Below are 17,279 nucleotides of genomic sequence, written 5' to 3' on the forward strand. Positions count from 1 at the left end.
CCCCCCCCCCCCCCCCCCCCCCCCCCCCCCCCCCCCCCCCCCCCCCCCCCCCCCCCCCCCCCCCCCCCCCCCCCCCCCCCCCCCCCCCCCCCCCCGGCCCGGATCAGATCAGTCGTGGTCACTCACCCGCAGGGGCTGCGTCGGCCGGGGCCTCGGCGGGGGTGTCGGCACCCTCGGCGGCGACCGGCGCGAGGCTGATCTTGCCGCGGGCGTCGATGTCGGTGATCTCGACCTGCAGCTTGTCGCCGACGTTCGCGACGTCCTCGACCTTGTTGATCCGCTTGCCGCCACCCAGCTTGCTGATGTGGACCAGCCCGTCCTTGCCCGGGAGCAGGGAGACGAAGGCACCGAACGGCGTGGTCTTGACGACCGTGCCGAGGAAGCGCTCGCCGACCTTGGGCATCTGCGGGTTGGCGATGGCGTTGATGCGGTCCACCGCGGCCTGGGCCGACGGGCCGTCGGAGGCGCCGACGTAGATCGTGCCGTCGTCCTCGATGGTGATGTCCGCGCCGGTCTCGTCCTGGATCGCGTTGATCATCTGGCCCTTGGGGCCGATGACCGCGCCGATCTTGTCGACCGGGATGCGCACCGTGGTGACCCGCGGCGCGAACGGGCTCATCTCGTCGGGGCCGTCGATGGCCTCGCCCATGACGTCGAGGATGTGCAGCCGGGCCGCGCGGGCCTGGGTCAGCGCAGCGGCGAGGACGTCGGAGGGGATGCCGTCGAGCTTCGTGTCCAGCTGGAGGGCCGTGACGAAGTCCTTGGTGCCGGCGACCTTGAAGTCCATGTCACCGAACGCGTCCTCGGCGCCGAGGATGTCGGTCAGCGCGACGTACTCGGTCTTCCCGTCGACCTCGTCGGAGACCAGACCCATGGCGATGCCGGCGACCGGGGCCTTCAGCGGCACACCGGCGTTGAGCAGGGCCAGCGTCGAGGCGCAGACCGACCCCATCGAGGTGGAGCCGTTGGAGCCCAGCGCCTCCGACACCTGGCGGATCGCGTAGGGGAACTCCTCGCGGTCGGGCAGCACCGGCAGCAGCGCCCGCTCGGCCAGCGCGCCGTGGCCGATCTCGCGGCGCTTGGGCGAGCCCACGCGGCCGGTCTCACCGGTGGAGTACGGCGGGAAGTTGTAGTTGTGCATGTAGCGCTTGCGGTCCACCGGCGACAGGGTGTCCAGCTGCTGCTCCATGCGGAGCATGTTCAGCGTGGTGACCCCGAGGATCTGGGTCTCGCCGCGCTCGAACAGCGCCGAGCCGTGCACCCGCGGGATGACCTCGACCTCGGCCGACAGCGGCCGGATGTCGGTGAGGCCACGGCCGTCGATGCGCACCTTGTCACGCAGGATGCGCTGCCGGACGACCTTCTTGGTCAGCGCGCGGAAGGCACCGGAGATCTCCTTCTCCCGGCCCTCGAACTGACCGGCGAGAGCGGCCTTGACCTCGTCCTTGAGCGCGTCGGTGGCGTCCTCGCGCTCGGCCTTGCCGGCGATCTGCTGGGCCTGGGCGAGCTTGTCACCGACCTGCGCCTCGACGGCGGCGTAGACGTCGTCCTGGTAGTCGAGGAACCGGGGGAACTCGGCGACCGGCTTGGCGGCCTTCTCGGCCACCGCGGCCTGCGCCTCGCAGAGGGCCTTGATGAAGGGCTTGGCCGCCTCGAGGCCCTGGGCCACGACCTCCTCGGTCGGCGCGGGGGCACCGCCGGCGACCAGCTGGATCGTCTTCTCGGTGGCCTCGGCCTCGACCATCATGATCGCGACGTCGCCGTCGGGCAGGACCCGGCCGGCCACGACCATGTCGAAGACCGCGTCCTCGAGCTCGGTGTGCGTCGGGAAGCCGACCCACTGGCCGTTGATCAGCGCGACCCGGGTGCCGCCGACGGGGCCGGAGAACGGCAGGCCCGAGAGCTGGGTGGACGCCGAGGCGCCGTTGATCGCCAGCACGTCGTAGAGGTGCGTCGGGTCCAGCGACATGACCGTGATGACGACCTGGACCTCGTTGCGCAGCCCCTTGGCGAACGTCGGGCGCAGCGGCCGGTCGATCAGCCGGCAGGTGAGGATCGCGTCCTCCGACGGCCGGCCCTCGCGGCGGAAGAACGAGCCGGGGATGCGCCCGGCGGCGTACATCCGCTCCTCGACGTCGACCGTCAGCGGGAAGAAGTCGAACTGCTCCTTGGGCTGGCGCCCGGCCGTGGTGGCCGACAAGAGCATGGTGTCGCCCATGGTCACGACGACGGAGCCGGCGGCCTGACGGGCGAGCCGACCGGTCTCGAAGGTGATCGAACGGCTGCCGAAGGCGCCGTTGTCGATCACCGCAGTGGCGGTGGTGACCCCGTCCTCGGGGTCGAACTCGGCGGCGATGGGGCCGCTGGTGGTGGGTGCGGACATCTGTCCTTCTCTCTTCTCGTCGCGCCGGCCTCGTACCGGTTCGCGACTCCTCTTACGGCGAGCGTTCGCCGTCTGCGCCCGGGGCGACCGGTGCTCGATCGAAGCCCTCGGGCCGTGCCGTTCCCCGTCCGGGGAACGGCCACTCCTCCCGGGGGCCACTACCGAGGACCGGCCCTGTGCGGGCGGCCGACGGAGGTCCCGCCTGGCCCGTGCGGCGGGTGCCGCACGAGAGAGGGGACCGACCCGGCGATCCGGAGCGGTCCCCTCGACGTGCTAGCGGCGCAGGCCGAGCCGCTCGATCAGCGACCGGTAGCGGTTGATGTCGGTCTTCGCCAGGTAGTTCAGCAGCCGGCGACGCCGGCCGACCAGCAGGAGCAGGCCCCGCCGGCTGTGGTGGTCGTGCTTGTGCATCTTCAGGTGCTCGGTCAGGTCGCTGATCCGACGGGTCAGCATCGCGACCTGCACCTCGGGCGAACCGGTGTCCTTCTCGACCGTCGCGTAGTCGGTCATGATCTGCTGCTTGGTCGCGCTGTCGAGCGCCATGGTTCGCCTCCTGGGCGGGTGTCGTGTGGCCCCCGGTCTGACTCACGAGGGCAGGCTTCACACAGCCGTGCAGTGCTCGGCGTCCCCACCCTACGCCGTCCACCGCCCCGGACCGCAGTCAGGGCCGCTCCCGGGAGGTGCCGGGTCAGGCCTGCGCGGCCGCCGCGGGTCCGGCCGGCGGGGGGATCAGCCCGGCAGGCCGAGCACCCGACGGGTGTCGGCGACGTCCTGCGCCATCGCGGCGAGCAGGCCCTCGACGTCGGGGAACGCTGCCATCGGCCGGAGCCGGTGGGCGAACTCGACGCCGACGTGCTCGCCGTAGAGGTCGCCGTCGTAGTCGAGCACGTAGGCCTCGACGGTGCGGCGGCTGCCCTGGAAGGTCGGGTTCGTCCCGACCGAGATGGCCGCGGGGAACCGCTCGCGGCTGGCACCGCTGCGCGGGTCACGGGTGACGAGGTGACCGGCGTAGACACCGTCGGCGGGGATCGCCGTGTACGGCGGCGTCTCCACGTTGGCCGTCGGGTAACCGAGGTCCCGCCCGCGGCGGTCACCGCGCACCACGACGCCGTCCACCCGGTGCGGCCGGCCCAGCGCGCGGGCAGCCGAGACCATGTCCCCGGCGGCGACGCAGGCGCGGATGTAGGTCGAGGAGATGGTCACCTCACCGTCGTCCGACGCGTCCTGCGCCAGGGCCACCCCCTCGACGGCGAATCCGAAGCGCCGCCCCTCGGCGGTCAGCGACGCCACCGTGCCGGCCGCACGGTGGCCGTAGGTGAAGTTCTCCCCCACCACCACCTGGGCCGCGTGCAGCCGCTCGACGAGCACCGTGTGGGTGAACGTCTCCGGCGGGAGCTTCATGAACTCCGGGGTGAAGGGCAGCACGCACATGGCGTCGACGCCCAGCTCGGCGACCAGCTCCGCCTTCCGGTCCAGCGACGTGAGGATCGCGGGGTGCGAACCCGGCCGGACGACCTCGGCCGGGTGCGGGTCGAAGGTCAGCAGCAGGCACGGGCGGCGCATCGCCCGGGCGCGCGCGACAGCGGCCCCGACCAGCTCCTGGTGCCCACGGTGGACGCCGTCGTACATGCCGACGGTGACGACGGTCCGCCCGAGGTCCCCCGGGGTGGCCTCCAGCCCCCGCCAGCGCAGCATGTGACCGCCCCCAGCCGCGATCAGGAGACCCGGTGCAGCCAGCCGTGCGTGTCGGCCACCCGCCCGTGCTGGATGTCGAGCAGGGTTTCGCGCAGCCGCATGGTGACCGGGCCGGGCTCGCCGTCACCGACGGCGAAGTCCCCCGTGCGGGCCCGGACCTGGCCGACCGGGGTGATGACGGCGGCCGTCCCGCAGGCGAAGGTCTCGGTGATCGAGCCGTCGAGCGTGCCGCTGCGCCACTCCTCGAGCGTCACCTTCCGCTCGGTCACCCGGTGCCCGAGCTCCCGGGCGACGGTGATGAGCGAGTCGCGGGTGATGCCCGGCAGCAGCGTGCCGGAGAGCTCGGGGGTGACCAGTTCGGCGTCCTCGCCGGAGCCGAGGACGAAGAACAGGTTCATCCCACCCAGCTCCTCGATGTAGCGGCGCTCCACGGCGTCGAGGTAGACGACCTGGTCGCAGCCGAGCTCGCTGGCCTGCTGCTGCGGGCGGAGGCTCGCGGCGTAGTTGCCGGCGCACTTGACGTCGCCGGTGCCACCCGGCGCGGCCCGCACGTAGTCCTCGGAGACGAAGACCGAGACGGGGTGCACGCCGCGCGGGAAGTACGCGCCGGCCGGGCTGGCGATGACGAGGAAGAGGTACTCGTGCGCCGGGCGGACGCCGAGGAACGACTCGCTGGCCAGCTGGTACGGGCGCAGGTACAGCGTCTGGTCGGGCCCGGTCGGCACCCACCCCCGATCGGCGTCGACGAGCGCGTCGACGGCGGCCAGGAACGCCTGCTCCGGGACCGGCGGCATCGCCAGCCGCTCGGCGCTGCGGACGAAGCGCGCGGCGTTGGCCTCCGGCCGGAAGGTGGCGACGCTGCCGTCGGGCTGGGCGTAGGCCTTGAGCCCCTCGAAGATCGACTGCGCGTAGTGCAGGGCGGCGGTGCCCGGGTCCATCGGCAGCGGGCCGTACTGCGTGAGCCGGGCGTCGTACCACCCGCGGCCGGCCTGGTAGCGGGCCACGAACATGTGGTCGGTGAAGTAGCGGCCGAAACCGGGGTCGGCCAGCACCTCCTCGCGCTCGGCCGTGGCGCGGCGCTGCACGTCCTCCACGACCACCGGCACGCCCTCGACGAAGGTCCGGGACGAGGTACGGCTGTCGGCGAGCGTCTCGGTCATGGCTCCTACCCGGGCGTGCGAGGGATCGGCACCGGCGCCGCAGAGGTGCGGAGCCGGCGCCGTCACCCTAGCCCGGCTCAGGCCTGGCTCTGCTGCGCGCCCTTCGGTCCGGCGGTCTCGAGCACCTCGTAGGTCCACACGTGCGCCGAGTGCGGGGCGGCCGAGGCGAGGGTGTCGCCGCCGCCGTCGTGGGCGCGGTCGAAGTCCTGGCTGGACTGCCACGCCTCGTAGGCCTCGACGCTGCTCCACCGCGTGTACACCAGGTACTGGTCGGTGCCCTCCACCGGCCGCAGCAGCTCGAACCACTCGAAGCCCGGCGTGCTCTCCACCGCTCCGGCGCGCCCGCGGAACCGCTCCTCGAAGCGCTCCTGCTTGTCCTTCGGCACGGTGATCGCGTTGATCTTGACGACGCTCATGGTCGTCCCCTTCCCGGACGGCGCGGCCGCCAACCCCACGGCCACCCGCTCGTGCGGCACGCTGGCGCAGGTGAGCGCACCCCGCACCACGGATCTCGGCTTCGCGCGCCTCGACCTCGACCGCGAGGCCCGCACCGGCACCCCCGAGGTGGTGTACGCGGCGGGCAAGACCCCGGCGCAGACCGTCGCCTGCCTCGCCGGCCTGCTCGAGGGGTCGCCGGCGGCGTTCGCCTGGGCGAGCCGGGTCGACGACGCCACGGCCGAGGCGATCCGCGCCCGCTGGCCCGACGCGGTGGTCGACGAGGAGGCGCGGTGCGCGTTCGTGGGGGTCGCGCCGCGCCCGGCCGGCGAGGTGCTGGTCCTCACCGCCGGCACCTCCGACGGCCCGGTGGCCGCGGAGGTGGCCGCCACCCTGCGCGCCTGCGGCGTGGGCTGCCGCCGGGTCGACGACGTCGGGGTGGCCGGCGTCCACCGGGTGCTGGCGGTGGCGCCCGCCCTGGCCGCGGCCGACGCGGTCGTCGTCGTCGCCGGGATGGACGGTGCGCTGCCCAGCGTGGTCGCCGGGCTCACCGACCGCCTCGTCGTGGCCGTCCCGACCTCGGTGGGCTACGGCGCGGCGTTCGAGGGCCTCGCCGCGCTGCTCACCATGCTGACCGCCTGCGCCCCCGGGGTGCTCGTCGTGAACATCGACAACGGGTTCGGGGCCGGGGTGGCCGCCGCCCGGATCGTCCGCTCGGCTCAGCGGTAGCGGACGGGGTCGGGCAGCAGCTCGTTCATCGCGCCCGAGCGGAAGCCCCGGGGATCGAGCTCCACCCGGCCGAAGCCGGGGACGGCGGTGGGCAGGTCCACCCGGGCGGCGACCTCGTCCACCAGCGCCGCGTCCACCTCGACCCGGGCGACGTCGTCCCCCAGGTCGCGCACCCGCAGGTCGCGCACCGGCAGGCCCGCACCCGCGAGGGCCGCGCGCAGCGCCACCTCCGCGCGCTCGACCCGGGCCAGGGCCGCGGCGCTCACCGGCACGCCGTAGGCGATCCGGCTGGCCAGGCAGGCGGCGGCGGGCTTCTCGGCCAGCGGCAGCCCCCAGCGCCGGGCGGCGGCGCGGACGTCGTCCTTGGTGAGGCCGGCTCGCGCCAGCGGCGCCCAGGCGCCGCGTTCGGCGGCGGCCCGGATCCCCGGCCGGAAGCCGGCCACGACGTCGGCGGCGTTCGTGCCGGTGACGACGTCGGCGATGCCGAGCCGCGCCGCCAGCGGCACCAGGACGTCGACCAGCTCGGTCTTGCAGAAGGCGCACCGGTCGCCGGCGTTGGCGCGGTACCCGGCCCGGGAGAGCTCGTCGGTGCGCGGTCGCTCGTGCCGGACGCCGAGTGACGCGGCGAACTCCCCCGCACCGGCGAGCTCGGCGGCGGGCAGGCTCGGCGACACGGCCGTGGCCGCGACCACGCGCCCCGGACCCAGCGCACGCACCGCGGCGGCGAGGAGGACGCCGGAGTCCACGCCGCCCGAGAAGGCGACGACCACCCCGGGCAGCGGGCGCAGCAGCGCGTCGAGCTCGGCCAGCCGGGCGTCGAGGGTCACGGCCGCCAGGCTGCCACCGGCTCAGGCCGGCGGGAAGCCGACGACGACGCGGGCGGTGCGGCCGGCGTCCTCGACCAGCGCCGCCAGGCGGCCCTCGGGGTCCACGGCGGCGTGCAACCCGGCCGCGCCGGTGGCCGGGATGCGCTGCCCGTACCCCAGCGCCCGCGCCTCCTCCGCGGTGAGCGCGCGCTCGGGGAAGACCAGCCGGGCCGCCTCGGTGAGCCCCAGGAAGCCGGGCCCGCCGTCGGCGACCAACGAGGCGGCGGCGTCCTCGACGGTGCCCGCCTGCGCGATCCCGAACGGGCCCGATGCGGTGCGCCGCAGCGCGGTCAGGTGGCCGCCCACGCCCAGCGCCGCGCCGGCGTCGCGCGCGATGGCGCGGATGTAGGTGCCGGCGGTGCACCCGACGGTGACGTCGGCGTCGACCAGGTCCGGTCCCGGGCGGGCGATCCGGTGCACCTCGAGGCGGTGCACGGTCACCGCGCGCGGCTCCAGGACGACCTCCTCCCCCGCACGCACCCGGTCGTAGGACCGGCGGCCGTCGACCTTGACCGCGCTCACCGCCGACGGCACCTGCTGCAGCGGCCCGGTCTGCGCGGCCAGGGCCGCCCGGACGTCGTCGTCCCCGACGTGCGCCGCGGACGTGGTGCGGAGCACCTCGCCCTCGCGGTCGTCGGTGACCGTCGCCTGCCCGAACCGGATGGTGGCCTCGTAGGTCTTGTCGTGGCCGCCGACGTACCCGAGCAGCCGGGTCGCGGTGCCCACCCCCAGGACCAGCAGCCCGGTCGCCATGGGGTCGAGCGTGCCCGCATGCCCGACCTTGCGCACCGACAGGGCGCGGCGGGCGCGGGCGACGACGTCGTGGGAGGTCATGCCGCCGGGCTTGTCCACCAGCAGCAGACCGGGCGGGACGTCGGCATCCGGGCGTTTCGGGCTCACCCGGTAACCGTCTCAGGCGCGCCCACCCAGCGGTCACCCGCCACCCGCACCAGCACGGCGACCAGCCGCAGCGCGATGAAGAGCGTGAGCCCGGTCCAGATGCCGGCGAGCCCGAGGTCCAGCGGGGCGGCGAGCAGCGACAGCGGCAGGAACCCGACCAGGGCCGCCGCGATCGTGACGGTGCGCAGGTAGCCGACGTCGCCCGCGCCCATCAGGACGCCGTCCAGGGCGAACACCACGCCGGCCAGCGGCTGGAAGCCGGCGAGGAACCACCAGACGACGGCGGCCTGCGCGAGCACCGCCGGGTCGTCGGTGAACAGCGGTGGCAGCACCCCGCGCAGCGCGACCAGCGCGGCGGCCACGACGCAGCCGGTGGCCAGCCCCCAGAGCGCGACCCGCCGCGCGGTCGCACGGGCGTCGTCGGGACGCCCCCCGCCGAGGGCGTGGCCGACGAGGGTCTGCGCGGCGATCGCGTAGGCGTCCAGCACGAGCGCGAGGAAGAAGAAGAGCTGCAGCGCGATCTGGTGGGCGCCCAGGGCGGCGGTCCCGGTGCGGGCCGCCACGCCGGCGGCGACGAGGAACGACAGCTGCAGCACCGCGGCCCGCAGCAGCAGGTCCCGGCCGATGACCAGCTGCCGCACGATCGCGGCGGGCCGCGCCCGCCAGGCCGCCCCCTCTCGCAGCAGCGCCCGAACGAACAGCGCCGCGGTGAGCGCCTGCCCGATGACGTTGGCCACAGCCGAACCGACCAGGCCCAGCCCCGCCGGGTGCACCAGCAGCGGGCACAGGACGAGGCTGAGCAGGCTTCCCGCGACGACGTAGCGCACCGGTCGGCGCAGCTCCTGCACCCCGCGCAGCCAGCCGTTGCCGGCCAACGAGACCAGCAGGAGCGGGGCACCGAGCGCGGCGACGCGCAGCCACTGCTCCCCGGCCTCGGCGACCGGGCCCGCCCCGCCGGCCAGCGCCCGGGTCAGCGGCCCGGCCAGCGCCTGGAACAGGCCCAGCACGAGCAGCCCCAGACCGACGGCCAGCCACGTCGCCTGCACGCCCTCCTCGACGGCGCCCGGCCGGTCGCCGGCGCCGGCGCGGCGGGCGGCTCGCGCGGTGGTGCCGTACGCCAGGAAGTTGAGCAGCGCGGCGGCCCACGCCAGCAGGCCACCGCCGACGGCGAGCCCACCGAGCGCGACCGTGCCGAGGTTGCCGACGACGGCGGTGTCCACGAGGAGGTACAGCGGCTCGGCCGCCAGCACGACGAGCGCCGGCAGGGCGAGGGAGAGGACGGCCGCCGGGCGGGACGGGAGCCCCGCCGGGTCCCGCTCAGCGCCCCGATCGGCCTCGGTGCGGGTGCCAGCGCCGGACGTGCGCGGCGTGGGGGGCACCGAGGACCTTCTACGCACCTGGTCGCACGAGCCGGGCGGGGGCCGACGGATCGCAGAGCTCCCGGCGCAATGCCTCGATGGTCTTCTCGCGGTCGAGGCAGGAGGTGTACCCCGCGGCCGCACGGTGCCCGCCACCGCCGAGCGCCATCGCCACGCGGGCGACGTCGGTCCGGCCGCGCGAGCGCAGCGACACCGACCAGGACCCGTCGTCCTGCCCCTTGAGCACGCAGGCCACGTCGGCCTCCTCGGTGGCGCGGACGACGTCGACCAGCGCCTCGAGCTGCTCCCCGGGCAGGCCGTGCTCGCCGGCCTCCGCGGTGCTCGACCAGGTCCAGACCAACCCGGCGCCGACCCCCGTCTCCAGGACGGCCCGGCCGGCGACGACCGAGAGCAGCCCGAGCCAGCTGAACGGTGCGGTGTCGAAGAGGCGGCGGCTGATCGCCGCGTGGTCGATCCCCGTGGCGAGCAGGCGCGCGGCGAGCTCGTGGGTCTCGGGTCGGGTGCTGCCGAACCGGAAGGAGCCGGTGTCGGCGGCCAGCCCGGCGTACAGGCAGGTCGCCAGGTGGCTGTCCAGCGCCACACCGAGGCCGTCGAGCAGGTCGCTCACCAGCGTGACGGTCGCCGGTGCGGACGGGTCCACCAGGCGGACCCGCCCGAACCCAGGGTTGCTCGCGTGGTGGTCGACGACCACGGAGGTCCCGGCACGGTCCAGCAGCGGGGCCAGCTCACCGAGCCGTCCCGGGGAGGCCGCGTCCAGGGAGACGAAGACGTCCGGGGAGGACGGCACGTCGTCGGACGGCACCAGCCCCTCGGCGCCGGGGATCCACCCGAGCGAGGCGGGCAGCGTGAACGGACCGGGGAAGGTGGCGAGCACCCGGGCGCCGCGTCGGCGCAACCCCTCGGCGAGCGCGAGGGTGCTGCCCAGCGCATCGGCGTCGGGCTGCACGTGGCCGGACAGCACGACGGTCGCACGCGACTGCGCGGCCTCGGCCAGCACCGCGACCGCCGACCGGGTGGCGGCCGCCGGATCAGCGGCGGGGCGCCGGTCGGGGGCCGGGGTCACGCGTCGGGATCGGGGTCGGCCATGCGGCCGCCCTGGTGCTCGGTGATGTCGCCCCCGCCGACCGGGTAGCCGGGGCCGCCGTCGTCGGGCTCGTCGGCGGCGATGCTGGGCACCTCGCCGATCTGACCGCGCTTGCCGCCATCCGTCGGGTCACCGGTGTGGGGCATGGGTTCACCGCCCAGCACCGACGTGCCCTGGCCCTCGTCGGGCTCGTACGGATCGGGGTCGTTCTCGGTCACGGTGCGCTCCTCGTGGCGGCGGTGTCCTCGGATCCGTCGTCGGCGGGGTCGGACGCCGGCAGGTCGTCCTCGTCCTCGTCCTCCGCCGGCTTCCGGTAGGGGTCCGGCTCGCCGGCGTAGCTGGCGCCTTCCCGGGCGCGCGCCAGCTCCGCATCGGCGTGCCGGGCCCGCTCGAGCGCTTCCTCGAGCTCCCGAGCGGTGTCGGGCACGATGTCGGCGACGAAGGTCAGCGAGGGGACGAACTTGATCCCGGTCTGCCGGCCCACGGTGGAGCGCAGCACACCGGTCGCACTGCTCAGCGCCTTGGCCGAGTCGGCGACCTGGGTCTCGTCCCCGTACACGGTGTAGAAGACCGTGGCCTCGCGGAGGTCGCTGGTCACCCGGGCGTCGGTGACGGTGACCATGCCCAGGCGGGGGTCCTTGATCTGGGACTCGATCGCGGCGGAGACGATCTGTCGGATGCGCACGGCGAGCTTGCGCGCGCGGGCCGGGTCGGCCATCGGACCTCCAGGTGACGGGATGGATCGGCCCCCGTGCAGGGGCCCGCGCCGAGCTGGCGAGGCGTGGGGGGCACGGGGGTCCTTCAGTCGGTGTCGCTGAACAGCTGCCGGTGCGTCGACAGCAGCGTCACCTCCGGCCGCTCGGCCAGCAACCGCTCGCAGGCATCCAGGACGTCGGTGACCTGAGCTGCCTCCCCCGCCACGGTGGCGACCCCGACCTGCACCCGGCGGTGCAGGTCCTGGTCCCCCACCTCGGCGGCGGCGACGGCGAAGCGGCGGCGCAGCTCGGCCACGATCGGCCGGACGACGGATCGCTTGCCCTTGAGCGAGTGGACGTCGCCCAGCAGCAGGTCGGCGGTCAGCGAGCCGGTGAACACCCGGGCCTCACTTCCCCCCTGCCCTGCGGCGGACACCCCGCGGCCAGGGATTCGTTCCCCCGGCCGCGGGGCGTCCGCTCAGGTGCTGGACCGACTCAGTCGCGCGGCTTCTCACGCATCTCGAAGGTCTCGATCACGTCGTCGACCTTGATGTCGTTGAACGACCCCAGGCCGATACCGCACTCGTAACCCTCGCGAACCTCGGTCGCGTCGTCCTTGAACCGGCGGAGGGACTCCACCGTCAGGTTGTCGGCGACCACGGCACCGTCACGCACCAGGCGCGCCTTGGCGTTGCGCACGATCGTGCCGCTGCGGACCAGGGAACCGGCGACGTTGCCGATCTTCGGCACCCGGAAGACCTCGCGGACCTCCGCCGTACCGAGCTGGACCTCCTCGTAGACCGGCTTGAGCATGCCCTTGAGCGCGGCCTCGATCTCGTCGATCGCCTGGTAGATGACCGTGTAGTACCGGACGTCCACCCCCTCGCGGTTGGCGAGCTCGGTGGCCTGGCCCTCGGCCCGGACGTTGAAGCCCAGGACGATGACGTCGTCGGCCAGCGCCAGGTCGATGTCGCTCTTGGTGATCCCACCGACGCCGCGGTGGATGACCCGCAGCGAGATCTCGTCGTCGACCTCGATCTTCATCAGCGCCTCTTCGAGCGCCTCGACGGTGCCCGAGTTGTCGCCCTTGATGATCAGGTTGAGCTGACGGTTCTCCTTGAGCGCCGCGTCGAGGTCCTCCAGGCTGATCCGCTTGCGCATCGAGGCGTTCTGCGCGTTGCGGATGCGGGCCTGGCGGCGGTCGGCGATCTGCCGGGCGACGCGGTCCTCGTCGACGACGAGGAAGGTGTCACCGGCACGGGGCACCGAGGTGAGGCCCACGACCTGCACGGGGCGGGCCGGCAGGGCCTCCTTCAGCTTGTTGCCGTGCTCGTCGAGCAGCGACCGGACGCGACCGTAGGCGTCGCCGGCCACGATCGAGTCGCCCTGGCGCAGCGTGCCGCGCTGGACGAGCACCGTGGCGACGGGGCCGCGGCCCTTGTCGAGCTTGCCCTCGATGACCACACCCTGCGGGTCCTGCTCGGTGTTCGCGCGCAGGTCCAGCGAGGCGTCGGCGGTCAGCAGGATCGCCGCGAGCAGGTCGTCGAGACCCTGCCGGGTGATCGCCGAGACGTCGACGAACATCGTCTCGCCGCCGTACTCCTCGGCCACCAGGCCGTACTCGGTGAGCTGCTGGCGGATCTTGGCGGGGTTGGCCCCCTCCTTGTCCACCTTGTTCACCGCGACCACGATCGGCACCTCGGCGGCCTGGGCGTGGTTGAGCGCCTCGACCGTCTGCGGCATGACGCCGTCGTCGGCCGCGACCACCAGGACGACGATGTCGGTGACCTTCGCGCCACGGGCACGCATCGCGGTGAACGACTCGTGACCCGGGGTGTCGATGAAGGTGACCGGCCGCTCGTTGCCGTCGAGCTCGGTGACGATCTGGTAGGCGCCGATGTGCTGGGTGATGCCGCCGGCCTCGCGGGCCACCACGTTGGCGTCGCGCAGGGCGTCGAGCAGCTTGGTCTTCCCGTGGTCGACGTGACCCATGACGGTCACGACCGGCGGACGGGCGGACCAGTCCTCCTCGTCGCCCTCCTCGTCACCGAAGGTGAGGTCGAAGGTCTCGAGGAGCTCGCGGTCCTCGTCCTCGGGGCTGACGACCTGGATGTTCCAGCCGATCTCGGCGCCGAGCAGCTGCAGCGTCTCGTCGTTGACCGACTGCGTCGCCGTGACCATCTCGCCCAGGTGGAACAGGGCGGTCACCAGCGCGGCCGGCTGGGCGTTGATGCGCTCGGCCAGGTCGGTCAGCGAGGCGCCGCGGGGCAGCCGGACGGTCTGCCCGTTGCCGCGCGGCAGGCTGACGCCGCCCATGCTGGGCGCCGCCATGGAGTCGAACTCCTGACGCCGCTGCTTCTTGCTCTTGCGCCCGCGGACCGGACCCCGGCCACCGGGGCGCCCGAAGGCACCGGCGGTACCGGCACCCGAGCCACCGCGACCGCGGCCACGACCGCCGCCGCCACCACGGAAGCCACCGCCGGCAGGCGCGCCGGCACCCGGGGCGCCGCCGCCACCGCCGGGACGGAAGCCACCGCCGCCGCCGGGACCACCCGGACGGCCACGACCGGCACCACCGGGGCCACCACCGGGACGGCCACCACCGGCCGGCCGCGGCGGCATCATGCCGGGCGACGGGCGCTGCGGCATCATGCCCGGGTTGGGACGCGGACCGCCGGGACCGGCCGCGGGACGGGGACCGCCCGGACCGGCGCCGGGACGCGGGCCACCGGGCCCGGCCGGACGGGGACCGCCGGCACCGGGCGCGGGGCGGGGACCGCCGGCGCCGGGTGCAGGGCGGGGGCCGCCGGCCGCGGGGCCGGGGCGCGGACCGCCGGCCGCGGGGGCCGGACGAGGAGCGCTGCTGAAGGGGTTGTTGCCCGGACGCGGAGCCGGCCGGGGGCCGGGACGCGGACCACCGGGCGCGGACCCGCCGGCCGGAGCCGGACGGGGCGCGCCGGGACGCGGAGCCGACGGCTGCTGCGGCGGAGCCGCCGGAGCCGGGGCCTGCGCCGCCGGAGCCTGGGGCGCCGGAGCCTGAGGCGCCGGAGCCTGGGCCGGGGGCTGCGGAGCGGGCGCCGCGGGACGCGGACCCGGGCGCGGGCCGGGAGCGGCCGGGCGCGCCGGTGCGGACGCCGCCGGGGCCTGCGGGGCGGGAGCCTGCGGACCAGGCGCCGCGGCCGGAGCCGTGGGCGCGGCCGGCGTGGGAGCGGGTGCGCTCGGGCGCGGGGCTGCCCCGCCGTTGCCGCCACCGGTGGCGGCGCCGAGCGCCTCCCGGAGCCGTCGGGCCACGGGGGCCTCGACGGTCGAGGACGCGGACTTCACGAACTCGCCCTGCTCCTTGAGCTTGGCGAGCACGGTCTTGCTGTCGACACCGAACTCCTTGGCGAGTTCGTGTACGCGGGCTTTGCCTGGCACGGGTCTCCTCTTGGTGAGGCCGGCGGCTTGCCCGCTCGACCTCGTCGTTAGTGGCGCATGGTCATCGTGAGAACTTCACGGCTGAGTCATCCGACGGTGTCCTGTCGACGTGCGGACCGGCCTGGTGCCGACCCGACTGGGTACTGCTGTCGCCCTCTCCCGGCCCGGCCCCGGTGGCCTCCGAGGAGACACCCAGGACGTGGGCCCGGAGCGGACCGGCCTCCGGAGGTGCGCTGCAGCGCAGCGCCCGCTGGAAGGCCCGGCGTCGCTCCGCTGCGCGCAGGCACTCCGCGGTCGGGTGCAGCGAGGCACCACGACCGGGGAGGCGCCGCCGCGGATCGGGGACGAGGTCCCCGGCCACGACGACGACGCGCAGCAGGTCGGTGACCGACGCCCGCCTCCGGCACCCCACGCAGGTGCGGACCGGATTCGACGTTTCGGCCATCTCCAACTCTAGCGCGTGGCCGGTCCGCGTTGTTCCGCGCGGCGGGGGGCCGAGCGGGAACCACCCCCGGGAGCCTGGGATCGGGCCCCCGGAGCCCCGCTCCGCCCCCCGCCCGGCTGAGGCGGCAACCCGGACCGCAGTGGCGGGCGACCCACCCCCGGCGAGGGGGAGGCGTCGGCGTCGTCGGCCTGCGCGTCGCTGCGGATGTCGATCCGGCAGCCGGTCAGCCGGGCGGCCAGACGGGCGTTCTGGCCCTCCTTGCCGATCGCCAGCGACAGCTGGTAGTCGGGGACGACGACGCGCACCGCCTTCGCCTGGGGGTCGACGAGCCGGGCGCTGCTCACCCGGGCCGGGCTCAGCGCCTGCGCCACGAACTCCGCCGGGTCCTCCGACCAGTCGACGATGTCGATTTTCTCGCCGTGCAGCTCGCTCATCACGTTGCGCACCCGCTGCCCCATGGGGCCGATGCAGGACCCCTTGGCGTTCAGCCCGGGCACCGAGGTGCGGACCGCGATCTTCGACCGGTGCCCCGCCTCGCGCGCGACGGCGACGATCTCGACGCTGCCGTCGGCGATCTCGGGGACCTCGAGGGCGAAGAGCTTGCGCACCAGGTTGGGGTGCGTCCGCGACACCGTGACCTGCGGGCCGCGGAAGGTGCGGGAGACCGCCACCACGTAGGCCTTGATCCGGTTGCCGTGCGTGTACGTCTCCCCCGGCACCTGCTCGGCCGACGGCAGCACGGCCTCGACCTTGCCGATGTCGATCATCACGATGCCGCTGGCGTTGCGCCGCTGGTCGGCCTGCACGATGCCGCTGACGATGTCGCCTTCCTTGCCGGCGTACTCACCGAAGGTCTGCTCGTGCTCGGCGTCGCGCAGCCGCTGGACGATGACCTGCTTGGCGGTGCTGGCCGCGATCCGGCCGAAGTCCGACGGGGTGTCGTCCCACTCGCGCACGACCTCGCCGTCGGGGCCGATCTCCTGGGCGAGGACGGCGACCTCGCCGCTCTTGCGGTCCACGTGCACGCGCACGTGCTTCGCCGCCCCGTCGGCGTGCCGGTAGGCCGTCACCAGGGCCGTCTCGAGCGCCTCGATGACCGTGTCGACCGGGATGCCCTTCTCCCGCTCCACCGCCTTCAGCGCGGTGACGTCGATGTTCACTTGTCTCCTCCGTCGTCGTCCGCGAGCCCGGCCTGGTCCAGGTCGTCGAGCTCGGCGGCGTCGTGCTCCGCGATGTCGTCCGCGGTGTCGTCGGTGATGTCGTCGGGGGTGTCGTCGTCGGCGCCGCCGTCGTGGGAGTCGCCGCGGCCGAACTCGACCTGCACCCGCCCCGCCCCGAGCTCCGCCCACGGCACCCGGCGCGGCTGCGGGGGACGCTTCTTCGCCCCCGGCTTCCCCTTCGCCTCGACGGCCAGCGTCACCCCGTCGCCGTCCACCGCGGTGATCCGGCCGGTGAGCTGCTCGACCGACCCGGCGGGGCCCGCACCCACCACCACGAGCCGACCGGTGTTCCGGCGCCAGTGGCGCGGCTCGGTGAGCGGCCGGTCGACCCCGGGACTGGTCACCTCGAGCACGTAGGGGGTGCGGCCCATCCCGTCGTCGTTGCGGTCGAGCACGTCGGAGACCGCCCGGCTGACCTCGGCGATGTCGTCGAGGGTGACACCGGCGTCCCGGTCGACGACCACGCGGACGACGCTGCGCCGGCCGGCGGGGGTGACGACGAGCTCCTCCAGGTCGTACCCGGCCTCGGTGACGACCGGGCGGATCCAGGCGGTCAGGCGGTCGGTGGCGGGGTCGCTCCGCTGGGTTCCGCGAGAGGCGGACACGCTGGCCTCCTCAGGCTCGGTCGGCGGCACGGGTGCCGTGCGCGCAGTTCTGCGGCCCGGCGCCGCGGACCTGCGTCGCTGGCCGGGCCCGGTGTCGAGGGGAAGTGCTCAGGCTACCGCCCACCCCGGGGTCGCGACCCGGGGGGGGGGGGGGGGGGGGGGGGGGGGGGGGGGGGGGGGGGGGGGGGGGGGGGGGGGGGGGGGGGGGGGGGGGGGGGGGGGGGGGGGGGGGGGGGGGGGGGGGGGGGGGGGGGGGGGGGGGGGGG

The 17,279-nt window shown here is 75.0% G+C and carries 17 protein-coding genes and 1 pseudogene; 1 reads left to right on the forward strand and 17 read right to left on the reverse strand.

What is annotated here, in order from left to right:
• Nucleotides 1–118: 118 nt before the first annotated feature.
• From ACI79S_RS20365 to ACI79S_RS20385, 5 genes are all read right to left on the reverse strand, one after another.
• Nucleotides 119–2,383, reverse strand: coding sequence for a polyribonucleotide nucleotidyltransferase (locus ACI79S_RS20365; protein ID WP_456595264.1), 2,265 nt, complete (start codon nucleotides 2,381–2,383; stop codon nucleotides 119–121).
• Nucleotides 2,384–2,656: 273 nt separating this feature from the next.
• The gene (rpsO, locus tag ACI79S_RS20370) at nucleotides 2,657–2,926 is read right to left on the reverse strand and encodes a 30S ribosomal protein S15 (RefSeq protein WP_113812701.1); all 270 of its coding nucleotides are present in this window, start codon (nucleotides 2,924–2,926) and stop codon (nucleotides 2,657–2,659) included.
• A 186-nt stretch (nucleotides 2,927–3,112) separates the two neighbouring features.
• Nucleotides 3,113–4,078, reverse strand: coding sequence for a bifunctional riboflavin kinase/FAD synthetase (locus ACI79S_RS20375; protein ID WP_456595265.1), 966 nt, complete (start codon nucleotides 4,076–4,078; stop codon nucleotides 3,113–3,115).
• 20 nt (nucleotides 4,079–4,098) lie between these two features.
• A complete protein-coding gene (locus ACI79S_RS20380) occupies nucleotides 4,099–5,238 on the reverse strand; it encodes a branched-chain amino acid aminotransferase (protein WP_456595266.1) in 1,140 nt (379 codons plus the stop codon).
• A 77-nt stretch (nucleotides 5,239–5,315) separates the two neighbouring features.
• Nucleotides 5,316–5,654 carry an antibiotic biosynthesis monooxygenase family protein gene (locus ACI79S_RS20385; RefSeq protein ID WP_456595267.1) on the reverse strand — a complete coding sequence of 113 codons (339 nt, stop codon included), beginning with the start codon at nucleotides 5,652–5,654 and terminating at the stop codon, nucleotides 5,316–5,318.
• Between ACI79S_RS20385 and larB the strand changes: the two genes are divergently transcribed.
• Nucleotides 5,635–6,402, forward strand: a complete 768-nt coding sequence (gene larB / locus ACI79S_RS20390; RefSeq protein WP_456595268.1) for a nickel pincer cofactor biosynthesis protein LarB — start codon at nucleotides 5,635–5,637, stop codon at nucleotides 6,400–6,402. The two genes, ACI79S_RS20385 and larB, sit on opposite strands and share 20 nt — an antisense overlap.
• Here the strand turns inward: larB and larE are convergent.
• The 12 genes and pseudogenes from larE to rimP form a co-directional block, all read right to left on the reverse strand.
• Nucleotides 6,393–7,229: an ATP-dependent sacrificial sulfur transferase LarE gene (gene larE / locus ACI79S_RS20395; RefSeq protein ID WP_456595269.1), complete on the reverse strand. Its 837-nt coding sequence runs from the start codon at nucleotides 7,227–7,229 to the stop codon at nucleotides 6,393–6,395. The two genes, larB and larE, sit on opposite strands and share 10 nt — an antisense overlap.
• A gap of 21 nt (nucleotides 7,230–7,250) precedes the next feature.
• A complete protein-coding gene (gene truB, locus ACI79S_RS20400; RefSeq protein ID WP_456595270.1) occupies nucleotides 7,251–8,168 on the reverse strand; it encodes a tRNA pseudouridine(55) synthase TruB in 918 nt (305 codons plus the stop codon).
• Nucleotides 8,165–9,547, reverse strand: a complete 1,383-nt coding sequence (locus ACI79S_RS20405; RefSeq protein WP_456595271.1) for an MATE family efflux transporter — start codon at nucleotides 9,545–9,547, stop codon at nucleotides 8,165–8,167. Before ACI79S_RS20405 ends, truB begins: the two co-directional genes overlap by 4 nt.
• A gap of 10 nt (nucleotides 9,548–9,557) precedes the next feature.
• Entirely contained in the window at nucleotides 9,558–10,610 is a 1,053-nt protein-coding gene (locus ACI79S_RS20410; RefSeq protein ID WP_456595272.1) for a DHH family phosphoesterase, read from the reverse strand.
• On the reverse strand, nucleotides 10,607–10,849 hold the full coding sequence (locus ACI79S_RS20415; RefSeq protein WP_456595273.1) for a hypothetical protein: 243 nt from the start codon (nucleotides 10,847–10,849) through the stop codon (nucleotides 10,607–10,609). Before ACI79S_RS20415 ends, ACI79S_RS20410 begins: the two co-directional genes overlap by 4 nt.
• Entirely contained in the window at nucleotides 10,846–11,349 is a 504-nt protein-coding gene (gene rbfA, locus ACI79S_RS20420; protein WP_456595274.1) for a 30S ribosome-binding factor RbfA, read from the reverse strand. Before rbfA ends, ACI79S_RS20415 begins: the two co-directional genes overlap by 4 nt.
• A gap of 83 nt (nucleotides 11,350–11,432) precedes the next feature.
• On the reverse strand, nucleotides 11,433–11,726 hold the full coding sequence (locus ACI79S_RS20425; RefSeq protein WP_456595275.1) for a DUF503 domain-containing protein: 294 nt from the start codon (nucleotides 11,724–11,726) through the stop codon (nucleotides 11,433–11,435).
• Between the two features lie 95 nt (nucleotides 11,727–11,821).
• Nucleotides 11,822–13,657, reverse strand: coding sequence for a translation initiation factor IF-2 (gene infB, locus ACI79S_RS20430; protein WP_456595279.1), 1,836 nt, complete (start codon nucleotides 13,655–13,657; stop codon nucleotides 11,822–11,824).
• A gap of 942 nt (nucleotides 13,658–14,599) precedes the next feature.
• Nucleotides 14,600–14,743 (reverse strand): annotated as a pseudogene (locus ACI79S_RS20435) (translation initiation factor IF-2 N-terminal domain-containing protein); the annotation flags it as partial.
• 61 nt (nucleotides 14,744–14,804) lie between these two features.
• The gene (locus ACI79S_RS20440; protein WP_456595276.1) at nucleotides 14,805–15,188 is read right to left on the reverse strand and encodes a YlxR family protein; all 384 of its coding nucleotides are present in this window, start codon (nucleotides 15,186–15,188) and stop codon (nucleotides 14,805–14,807) included.
• An 8-nt stretch (nucleotides 15,189–15,196) separates the two neighbouring features.
• Complete coding sequence (gene nusA, locus ACI79S_RS20445) at nucleotides 15,197–16,348, reverse strand: transcription termination factor NusA (RefSeq protein WP_456595277.1); 1,152 nt, start codon at nucleotides 16,346–16,348, stop codon at nucleotides 15,197–15,199.
• Nucleotides 16,345–17,013: a ribosome maturation factor RimP gene (gene rimP, locus ACI79S_RS20450; protein ID WP_456595278.1), complete on the reverse strand. Its 669-nt coding sequence runs from the start codon at nucleotides 17,011–17,013 to the stop codon at nucleotides 16,345–16,347. The genes nusA and rimP overlap by 4 nt, the downstream gene beginning before the upstream one ends.
• Nucleotides 17,014–17,279 lie beyond the last annotated feature (266 nt).

The organism is Blastococcus sp. SYSU DS1024 (assembly GCF_054050795.1).

Coding starts and splice junctions, on each gene's coding strand:
- ACI79S_RS20365 (WP_456595264.1), bottom strand. CDS start 2,383: ATGTCCGCACCCACCACCAGCGGCCCCATCGCCGCCGAGTTCGACCCC.
- rpsO (WP_113812701.1), bottom strand. CDS start 2,926: ATGGCGCTCGACAGCGCGACCAAGCAGCAGATCATGACCGACTACGCG.
- ACI79S_RS20375 (WP_456595265.1), bottom strand. CDS start 4,078: ATGCTGCGCTGGCGGGGGCTGGAGGCCACCCCGGGGGACCTCGGGCGG.
- ACI79S_RS20380 (WP_456595266.1), bottom strand. CDS start 5,238: ATGACCGAGACGCTCGCCGACAGCCGTACCTCGTCCCGGACCTTCGTC.
- ACI79S_RS20385 (WP_456595267.1), bottom strand. CDS start 5,654: ATGAGCGTCGTCAAGATCAACGCGATCACCGTGCCGAAGGACAAGCAG.
- rbfA (WP_456595274.1), bottom strand. CDS start 11,349: ATGGCCGACCCGGCCCGCGCGCGCAAGCTCGCCGTGCGCATCCGACAG.
- infB (WP_456595279.1), bottom strand. CDS start 13,657: ATGGCGGCGCCCAGCATGGGCGGCGTCAGCCTGCCGCGCGGCAACGGG.
- ACI79S_RS20440 (WP_456595276.1), bottom strand. CDS start 15,188: ATGGCCGAAACGTCGAATCCGGTCCGCACCTGCGTGGGGTGCCGGAGG.